Origin of the sequence: Cecembia sp. (genome assembly GCF_007126775.1) — a bacterium.
Taxonomy (GTDB): domain Bacteria; phylum Bacteroidota; class Bacteroidia; order Cytophagales; family Cyclobacteriaceae; genus Cecembia.
Window position 1 is genome coordinate 1 of the sequence record NZ_SLAP01000238.1, and the last position, 9,477, is coordinate 9,477.

Consider the following 9,477-nt stretch of genomic DNA (forward strand, 5'->3'; position numbering starts at 1 on the left):
CAAGTCCCAGTGGTAAAGTGTGGCGTAGGGCGTAATTTCATTGGCCAATAATTCGTATTATCATATAGGGTATATCCATGATAAATATTCGTTTTTTAACAGAAATTCCTTTTATGCCGGTTACGGGAAAAGAGTAAATTTAGGTGAAAATAGTTCCGTGACTTTTGGCGGGAATTTCACCTTACATACAGATTTGATTTCCTGGTCTGATTTCATGTTGCCTCACAATGAGACAGGAGGATCATTGAGACTTTCTCCCGATATAGACTTTGGAACTCAGTTTCAATGGAAAGGATTTAAATTAGGAGCATCCCTTAAAAATTTGATAGGGCTTTCTCAAAAACACAAAGAAAAGTCAGTAATTCGAACCCAAAGAGTTGTTGTTTTGAATACTTCATATGAATTTTTAATTGCAGAAAGGATAACTATTGCCCCTTATTTTCTATTGTTTCAAGAATTAAAAACAGACCTTGATGCTGGATTATTTTTAAGTTTTGATAATAAAATCAACGCCTCCTATCTGATTAGAATTACTGAGTTGAGAAGTGTTTTGACCTTAGAGTCAAGAGTTTTTGAAGGATTTTCCTTAGGTGCAAGCTATGACACCTCTCCTTTATTCCCAGACAATAACTTTGATATTTTTGTTCGCCGATTTTTTTAAATCGCTAATTGTCCATATTCCTTCAACTAAACAGGAAAGACAATTAACCTAAAGTGGCCAAAAGAAAAGAATCAAAGGAGTACCGATAAGAACGATCAGCACTTCCAAAGGTGCACCTAGCCTTAGGTAATCTGTAAATGCATAGCCTCCAGGTCCCATGACCAATGCATTGCTTTGGTGACCAATAGGGGTGAGGAATGCGCATGATCCACCCACCGCCACTGCCATCAAAAAGGGATCTGCATTTACTCCTAATCCGGAAGCAACACTCATGGCTATAGGGGCCATCAAAACTACAGTGGCTGCATTGTTGATGATGTCAGATAAAAACATGGTCACAACCAATACTAGCCCCAATAAAAACCAGGGAGGGAAATTTTCCTGAAGTTGTAAGATTTTTTCAGCAATCCAACTGGCTCCTCCAGAGGTCTCTAGTGCAGTACCCAAGGGCAAAAATGCACCCAAAAGAATGATCACGGGCCAATCTATCGAAGTATACAACTCCCTTAAGGGAATAATTTTAAAAAGTACAGTCAGGATAGCTGCCAGTGTAAAAGCAAGTTCTACTGGCAAAAATCCGGAAACGATAAGGAATAATGAAAGCCCAAAAATGCTTAATGTGAGTAGGATTTTTTTTGGTTGGCCCAAATTGATCCCCCTATCGGCCAATGGCAGACAGCCCAAATTGTCCAATGCCTCATCGATTTTATCATTTTCCCCCTGTACTAAAAGCACATCTCCTTCCTGGAAACTGACCTGATCTATTCTTTTCCTTATTTTCTGATTTCTCCGTGAAATAGCCAATAAATTCATCCCATAACGGTAACTCAGGTTCATTGAGGAGGCCGTTCTGCCAACAATTTTGGAATTGCCCATTACTACGGCCTCAGTGAGAATAATGTCTTCTGAATTCTTAATCTTAGGAGCGTCCTTCTCCTTTCCTGCAAGCTTGGTGTTAGAGGCATCAATGAATTCCTGAATATCTGTTGGATCTCCCTGTATTGTGATGATATCATTTTCTTTAAAAATAAATTTCCTACCAGGAGCAAAAGTCATCTGAGATGCCCTGATTGTGTTGAGAACTTGAATATTTCCCTTGGTAAACTCCATGATGGCGCTTCTTGGCTCTTCTTTTAACTTTGAGTCTTTCGTGACGACTACTTCTGTGATATAATCCTCAATGTTGAATTTGCCATTTCCCTCTCCTTCCGGTAGACGTTTTGGAACAAGTCTCCAACCCCCAAGAATAATGAACAATAAACCTATGAAGGTAAGGCCTAAACCTACTGGGGAAAAGTCAAACATAGAAAATTCACCTCCTGAATGGCTGGAACGGAATGTAGAAATGATGATATTGGGAGGTGTCCCAATTAATGTAGTCATTCCACCCAAAAGGGAAGCAAATGCTATGGGCATCAGGTAAGAAGAAGGGGAATGTCCACTTTTGTTGGCAATGTGTATGACCAATGGAATGGTCATGGCCAAAGCACCTACATTGTTCATAAAAGCAGAAGCCAAGCTTACCATTAGGCAGAGAAGTGCGAGCTGAAGGCTGAAACTCAATTCTTTTTCCATCATCCATTTGGCAATCCATTCTATCAGTCCGGACTTGGAAAGCCCATGACTTACCACCAAAATCATGGCCACAGTAATGACAGCAGGATGGGAGAATCCTAAGAAAGCCTCATTTGCAGGAACCAGGCCAGAGATTACCAATAAAAGCAAACAAATTATCGCAACCAGGTCATAGCGGAGTTTGCCCCAGGCAAAAAGACCGATGGCAAGCAATAAAATACCGAATACGATTTCTTTTTCCATTTTTAGAAGGGTTTATCCCAAAGCGGTATCCAATACCATCATCAAAGCAAACCCCAGCATGAATCCCAATACCGCCAGGTCTGTATATTTGTCCCGCTGTGTTTCCGGAATTACTTCCTCTACTACAACATAAATCATAGCACCTGCAGCAAAGGAAAGTGCATAAGGAAGAATATTGGTCATATATACAACAGCAAGGGCTCCAATAACGCCAGCTATGGGCTCCACAGTGGCAGACAGCTGTCCAAACCAAAAACTTTTGAACCGGGAAGCTCCACTTCTTCTAATTGGAATGGATACAGCCATGCCTTCCGGGAAATTTTGAATACCAATCCCAATAGTCAATGCAATAGCAGCAGCTAAACTGGTGCCATCCAATTCCATTGCCGCCTTTCCAAACAATATCCCAATGGCCAATCCTTCCGGAATATTATGCAAAGTGATTGCCAAAAGCAATAATGTGGATTTCTTCCAACCCGTTTGAATACCCTCTGTTTCTGATTTCCCAAAATTGATATGTAAATGCGGCAAAAACCGGTCAATTACAAAAATAAATAAGCCTCCTAATAAAAATCCTGCTGCAATGGGCATCCAAAAAAAGTCCTCGTACAAATCTTTGGCGTAGTCTAGGCTGGGTGCCAACAAAGACCAAAAGGAAGCAGCCATCATTATACCACCTGTAAATCCCAACATGGTATCAAAAACTGCCCTGTTGATCCTTTTGAAAAAAAAGACTACAGATGCACCCAAAGCAGTCATCAACCAAGTAAAAAGGGTAGCTATCAATGCCGATTTGACTGGGCCCAAGGTTACCGCTAAATCTTGTAAATAATCTATCATAAATAGGAAGTGACAAATGTAAATATCTGATAATTTACGTGCACTTCACATGATATTCGAAAAAAACTGAATTTAAGACTATTCTCCTGCTTTGATGTAAATCCAGCCTTGTTCTTGTTTGATTACCAATTCTAAGATTCCTGATTGTACAAATCCTGACCATTCATAAAATGCTTCTTTTTTCAGCTTTCTCTGCTTTAAAGTATTTTCACAAACGGTAAACCTTATACCATCATCTTGTAAGGCAAGCAGTTCACTGAAAAATGGGTTGGAATTTTCCTTCAATAGGTCAACACCCATCCCATGGGTAATTACTTCAATTTGCGCGTTGGGTGCGGCCTTAAGGATGTTTTCAAGCTGACGGATAAACTTCCTATGAGTAAGGCTGTCGGCAGTGGTCAATTGAAAAATAATTTTATGGTTTTTAGTTGAAACTACCTGAGCCTGAAGTTGGTAGCTTATAAAAAATGAAATAAAGAATAGAAATATTTTATATATCATCATGTTATTATTAAGTTATAGTTAATGCTTCCATTTGCCAGCGATTTAAGAAAAACAACATATAGCATTCATTGTGGTATTAAGACAAAAGAAGGCTCTTATTTTGATTTTTTATACTTCAATTCATGCCAATCCAAATTGAAAGGTAAATTCAAACCATTCTTTTATTTGAAATATATGGGGTAAACCAATCTCATTGAGTGACTAGAATCACTCATCAAAAAAATTACCTTTTAAATTTTCCCCTTGTTTAGTTTGGTATCCCCAGTAATGATTCAAAAGGATAACATTTCTTTAGTTCATCTGGATTCAGCCTTCAGAAGTTTGGATCAAAATTGGATAGGACATCAAGATTTAGAAATTTGCTGTCAATGCCATAATAAAGTTTCTTCCAGGAGCTGCTACACCCGAACTGTATGTACGGAACCTGACATCGGTAATGTTTTCCAAGCCGGTAGAGAAGCTAAAGAATTGATTGATTTTGTAATTTGCTTTGAGGTTAATTGTTGCCCAGGAGGGGCTGAAGGGATTTCCGTTTTCATCTATGGCATACAATTCAGGCTTCCCACGTTCCTCTAAAGGAAGCTGCTCAAAACTAAAGCTACCAGCGTATTCACTGAATAATTGCACCCTTAGATTCCGGTTTTTGTATTCCAATCTACTGACACCGAAAGTTGGAGGGGCATGTCTTGAGGGACTCCTTTGTCCATCATCGGTTTCTTCTTTTCCTTTCTGTATATTTAATTTTGAAGAGAAAGTCCAGTACCTGTTGAATTTGATCTCCAAAGCTGCTTGCATCCCCACAATTTCTACAAAAGCGGCATTTTGAAGAGAAAGCACCCTGCTTAATTCCCCGTCATACAAAATACTATCCTGCCCATTCAATGTGGATTCCCTACGGACAAGCGCATTGTTCAGCCTGGTATAGTATACGGTAACATCAATCAATACGGATTCAGAGATGATTTTACCAGCATTTAGTTCCAAGTTGTAAGCATATTCCGCATTCAATTCCGGATTGGGAACCATGACCGCTCCGGGTTCGGAATCAAATACTTTCCCTATATCATCTACATTCGGAGCCCTAAACCCTGTGGAAGCATTGGCGTGAATAATCCAGCTTTCAGAAGGGGTGAATACCCAGCCTAAGCTTGTATTGAGGGCACCTTCATTATTTGTACTTTCTTCAAATGGGAGTGGGTAAAATTCCAAATTTTGACGGAAGTCTGCATCAAGGGTAAAGCGGCTGTACCGAAGTCCAGCTTGGAAAAGTGACTTTGGAGAAATTCGTTGTTGATAAGTGGCATATAAAGCCTGCGAATTCCAGCTTGCATTGGGGTAGCGGGAAGCTGCCCTGCTTATACTGCCATCCAATATGTTTTGGTCAAATCCTGTAGAGCGTACCTCGTTGATAACAGCTTCTGCACCATAAAATAACTTGACGTCTTTTTCATTCCAAGCTTTGAAAAAATCGAGATTAATAGAATAAGCATCAACTTTTTCTTCGCGTGTCCTTCTCAAGGGATCATTGAAATTCCTATCGATCCTACTTTCCTCAAACCTTTGCTTTGCCAAACTTAAGGTCATTTGGTCGTAGATCTCAGAATTGCCTTGGTGATTAATCTTGATGTGGTTCATCATCCACTTCTGCGGGCCATACAACCATTCTGCCGAACGGGGCAAGCCATTGGGACGGAACCGGATCAAGCGGTCAAATCTTGGGAAGTCAGAAGTCTCAGAATAATGAAAAGCATATTGGAAATCCCAGTTTTCATTTGGCGTATAACGCAATTTTTGCATGAGATTGAATTGCTCATATCCGGTCGGTACCTGAATACGGGGATTCGGGTTGAGAATGAGCTCATCTCTGTCATTATTTCTTACCACGTAAGTGGGGCTAAGAAATTCATCCGGACCTCTTCTACCCATTCTTAAATCTCCAAAGTTATAGCGGGAAAAACTACTTACTCCTGCCCATTTTTCTCCTCCGTATTTTAAATGGGCATGACCGGTTGTTTCATTATTGGCGGAGTTGCCTCTTAAGGTCACACTGCCTGTGATGTTTTCCTTTCCTTGTTCGACCAATTCTGCCTGTAGTGTCTGAAAACTCATCACTGCACCGATAGCGTCTGAGCCATAGATAATTGATCCCGGACCAAAAAACACCTCGGTACTTTCCGTAGCAAAAGGATCTAGTGAGATCACATTGTGGAGATTGCCACTTCTAAATATAGCCGTGTTCATCCTTACGCCATCAATGGTGTAAAGCAGCCTGTTGGTAGAAAAACCCCTGATCATAGGACTTCCTCCCCCTTGTTGGCTTTTTTGAATGAAGACATCTCCGGAAATCCCCAAAAGGTCTGCTGCTGTTTGGGGATTGAGCAGCTCCCTGTCTTCTTTGGAAATGCTAGTGATTTTAGATGGCACTTCTTGTCTGCTTTGACTCCATCGGGTGGCTGAGACAACAGTTTGCTCCAAAAAAACCATACTGGGGGAAAGCAATACAGTAAAATCTGAATGCATGATCTCCTCCCTTTTTTTGATTTTGGATTTGTACCCATAGAGCCTAAATTCAAGTGCATCAAAATCTCCAAAAGCGGCAAGAGACACTGCTCCATTTATGTCTGAAATTTCGGTATGACCGGAAGTCTGATCAAATACAGTGACAAAGGCTAAAGGCGCTTTACTTTCCACGTCCAAGATGGTCAGCTTTTGGGAAAAAGCTATCTGTTGATGTGTAAAGAATATTAGGAAAATGAGCCCTCTCATGGAAATTTAACTGAAGCAAACGCAATTAAGTAAAAAAATCCGAAGCGTAAATTGCCTTTTATACTGTCGGGAAAAAGCCCTGAAAATAGACATCCCATGACCAAATGGACATGGGATGAACTAAAATAGCGCTGGGTGCTATGATAATAGTATTAGTGGCTAAGCTTTCCCTCTTAGCATCAGGTTCCAATACATGAAAGGCAGACCATATTTTTTTAGGAGCCACATGGAAAACTGCTCTTTAGTAGTATCCACAAATTTGGAAATTAGTGGATCACTATCTCTTACATTATTATACTTAAACTCTGCGAGAACCATTTTGCCATATCCTGTCACCAAAGGGCAAGAGGAATAACCTTCATAGATAGGATTATCCAATTTATTTTCCTTTATAAGGTGCAAAATGTTTCCTACGACTACCGGTGCCTGCTTTCTTATTGCAGCTCCGGTCTTTGCTGTTGGCAAGGCGACCACATCCCCCAATCCAAATACATTTGGATATTTATTGTGCTGTAAAGTATTGATATCTACTCCCACCCAGCCCTTGTTTGGGCCTTCCTGTAAAGCGAGAGGAGAATCCCTGATAAAATCCGGAGCTCTCTGGGGAGGTGCCAGATGTAACATGTCATATTTCATTTTGATGTCGGACTCTCCAACTATATCCTCCCCGATTTTATTGTCCACTACCATGGCACAGTTTTGTAAATGACTGTTCATAAAACGGAAGGTAATTTCTTTTTTTTCTGCATCAATCTTGATTGGGGCATAATAAGTTTTAAATATGATATCCCGATCAATGATGATTTTATTTAAGGTTTTGGCAATTTCCTTAACCCCAAAAATGACAGTTCCAGGAGTCGCAAAAATCACATTACTTTCATTTCTTAGGCCTTTTTTTCTTAAAAAATGCTCTGATAGATACATGATCTTTTGAGGTGCACCACCACATTTAATGGGAGTATTGGCCTGTGTAAATACGGCATTCCCCCCTTTAAAAGTACTCAACATCTTCCAGAACTTCTTGGGGTCAGTATAAACACTCCCCACAGCATCGGTCTTCATGGCTTCCTCCAATCCAGGAAGCAAGCTGTAATCCATTACCAAACCGGGAGAAACGACTAGATAATCATAGGTCAAATTTCCAGATGACTTGGTAAGCACCTGATTTTTTTCAGGATCAAAACCTGTTGCATAGTCTTTGATCCATTCTACACCTTTGGGAATAAAATCCGCTTCTTTTCTTTTGGTTTTTTCGTAATCAAAAGTACCCGCCCCCACTAAGGTCCAAGCAGGCTGGTAAAAGTGGTTTTCAGAGGGTTCAACCAAACCAATGCTAAGGGATTTGTTTTTTCTTCTGAGTTGGGCAGCTACAGTAATTCCTCCTGTCCCCCCTCCAATGATCAATACTTCAAAGTGGCTCATGGGTATAATTGTTTAATGTATTCAATTTTAAAAATAGAAGTTAAAATCAGTAAAAACGGTGATTTACATCACACAAAAAAATCCCGGGGGATTCCCGGGATTTTCAACATTTTTATATTAAACAATCAGTTTTCATTAGGCTTTTCCAACTCAATATTAAAGTCTATCATTTCAGGAGATATTTCCAATAAACCTGGCGCATCGTCTGAAGATACAACACCCCGTTCTACCAATTCTGCAACCATATCCATTTGACGGCTCATATCCAGTCTGTCTTTATGGGCCTGCTGAAATTGATCCAGTAAATCATCATCGGAAATATGGGCATACCTTGACCTTCTTACCTCTTTTATTTTATTTTTTTTATCCTCAAGGAGGTCCAGCTTTCTTTGCTGTAATTTGGCCTCCATGGATTTTAGAAAATCCTCAGATAAAGCACTTTCGTAAAAAGGCGCCTCTTCCACCGCGATCTTTTCGGTAGTTCCATCCGTATGGACGATAGTGATTTCACCTTCATCCTCCATCAAATATTCATCACCTGTTTCTACATCAATCACTTTGTCTACTTCATAGACATATCTTTCTTCTACACTTTTTTCCTGGGTACATGCCCCCAAAAAAATCATGCTTACTAAGACTAACGCTAATTTTTTCATGGTTGCTCTTTTTTTATTAATACAATGTTTTGTTTTCTTTTAAAATCCATTCCTGAAATACCTTGTTGGCAGATTCCTGCATACCCTGTACAAATTGAATTTTTCTTTTGGCATAAGGAAGATCCAATTCTTTGTAAATAAAATCATCATCGAATCCCGCATTAGCTGCATCTTTTTTATCATTGGCAAAAAAGACTTTTGAGGGTCTTGCCCAATAAATGGCGCCAAGGCACATAGGGCAGGGTTCACAGGATGTATAAACCTCGCAGCCCTCAAGTTGAAAATGACCTAGGTTTTTACAGGCATCCCGGATGGCTACAATTTCAGCATGCGCAGTAGGATCATTGGTTTCTAAAACGGAATTGGACCCTAACCCGATTACTTTGCCGTTTTTTACGATTACACAGCCAAATGGTCCGCCCTTACCAGACTCCATACCGGACTTTGAAAGTTCAATGGCCATTCTCATAAAGACCTTTTGCTCTTCACTCATATCTAATATAACAAAGGTACTTCAAAATAAGTTGAACACACTAGAGTTTACGGGTTTTAAGGAAATTTGTTAAGAATATAGTTCTTTTTTCGGTTTCCAAAAACCTAAAATTAAAAATTATATTCGCTTTTTATTGTCTAAAAATATCTTTTTATATTGATTTTACGAATTCCTTTTATCCTGTCCATTGATTCAGAAAGTTCTGAAAACCTTCTTTGTAATTGTCACTGACTGTAATTTGGTGGGCTCCGATTTTTACCACATTTCTAGATACAGAATCAATATGTTCCAAATTGATAATAAAGGAACGATGTACC

Annotated in this window: 9 protein-coding genes; 1 reads left to right on the top strand and 8 read right to left on the bottom strand. The window is 39.6% G+C overall.

What is annotated here, in order from left to right; all coding sequences use genetic code 11:
* Positions 1-40 precede the first annotated feature (40 nt).
* Positions 41-661 (top strand): type IX secretion system membrane protein PorP/SprF, encoded by a 621-nt coding sequence (locus QZT73_RS15735; protein WP_291781555.1) that lies wholly within the window; start codon positions 41-43, stop codon positions 659-661.
* A 48-nt stretch (positions 662-709) separates the two neighbouring features.
* Here QZT73_RS15735 and QZT73_RS15740 read toward each other — a convergent pair whose 3' ends face one another.
* The 8 genes from QZT73_RS15740 to QZT73_RS15775 form a co-directional block, all read right to left on the bottom strand.
* A complete protein-coding gene (locus tag QZT73_RS15740) occupies positions 710-2,479 on the bottom strand; it encodes an SLC13 family permease (protein ID WP_291789167.1) in 1,770 nt (589 codons plus the stop codon).
* A gap of 12 nt (positions 2,480-2,491) precedes the next feature.
* On the bottom strand, positions 2,492-3,319 hold the full coding sequence (locus QZT73_RS15745; protein WP_291782304.1) for a ZIP family metal transporter: 828 nt from the start codon (positions 3,317-3,319) through the stop codon (positions 2,492-2,494).
* A 78-nt stretch (positions 3,320-3,397) separates the two neighbouring features.
* Positions 3,398-3,823 carry a DsrE family protein gene (locus tag QZT73_RS15750; protein ID WP_291789169.1) on the bottom strand — a complete coding sequence of 142 codons (426 nt, stop codon included), beginning with the start codon at positions 3,821-3,823 and terminating at the stop codon, positions 3,398-3,400.
* 351 nt (positions 3,824-4,174) lie between these two features.
* Complete coding sequence (locus QZT73_RS15755; RefSeq protein WP_291782310.1) at positions 4,175-6,589, bottom strand: TonB-dependent receptor; 2,415 nt, start codon at positions 6,587-6,589, stop codon at positions 4,175-4,177.
* Between the two features lie 159 nt (positions 6,590-6,748).
* Complete coding sequence (locus tag QZT73_RS15760; protein WP_291782313.1) at positions 6,749-8,011, bottom strand: FAD/NAD(P)-binding oxidoreductase; 1,263 nt, start codon at positions 8,009-8,011, stop codon at positions 6,749-6,751.
* 125 nt (positions 8,012-8,136) lie between these two features.
* Positions 8,137-8,667 (bottom strand): hypothetical protein, encoded by a 531-nt coding sequence (locus tag QZT73_RS15765; protein ID WP_291789171.1) that lies wholly within the window; start codon positions 8,665-8,667, stop codon positions 8,137-8,139.
* A gap of 16 nt (positions 8,668-8,683) precedes the next feature.
* Positions 8,684-9,160, bottom strand: a complete 477-nt coding sequence (locus tag QZT73_RS15770) for a nucleoside deaminase (RefSeq protein WP_291782318.1) — start codon at positions 9,158-9,160, stop codon at positions 8,684-8,686.
* Between the two features lie 175 nt (positions 9,161-9,335).
* Positions 9,336-9,477, bottom strand: a 142-nt coding sequence (locus tag QZT73_RS15775; RefSeq protein WP_291789174.1) for a LytTR family transcriptional regulator DNA-binding domain-containing protein, incomplete at its 5' end; no start/stop codon positions are given.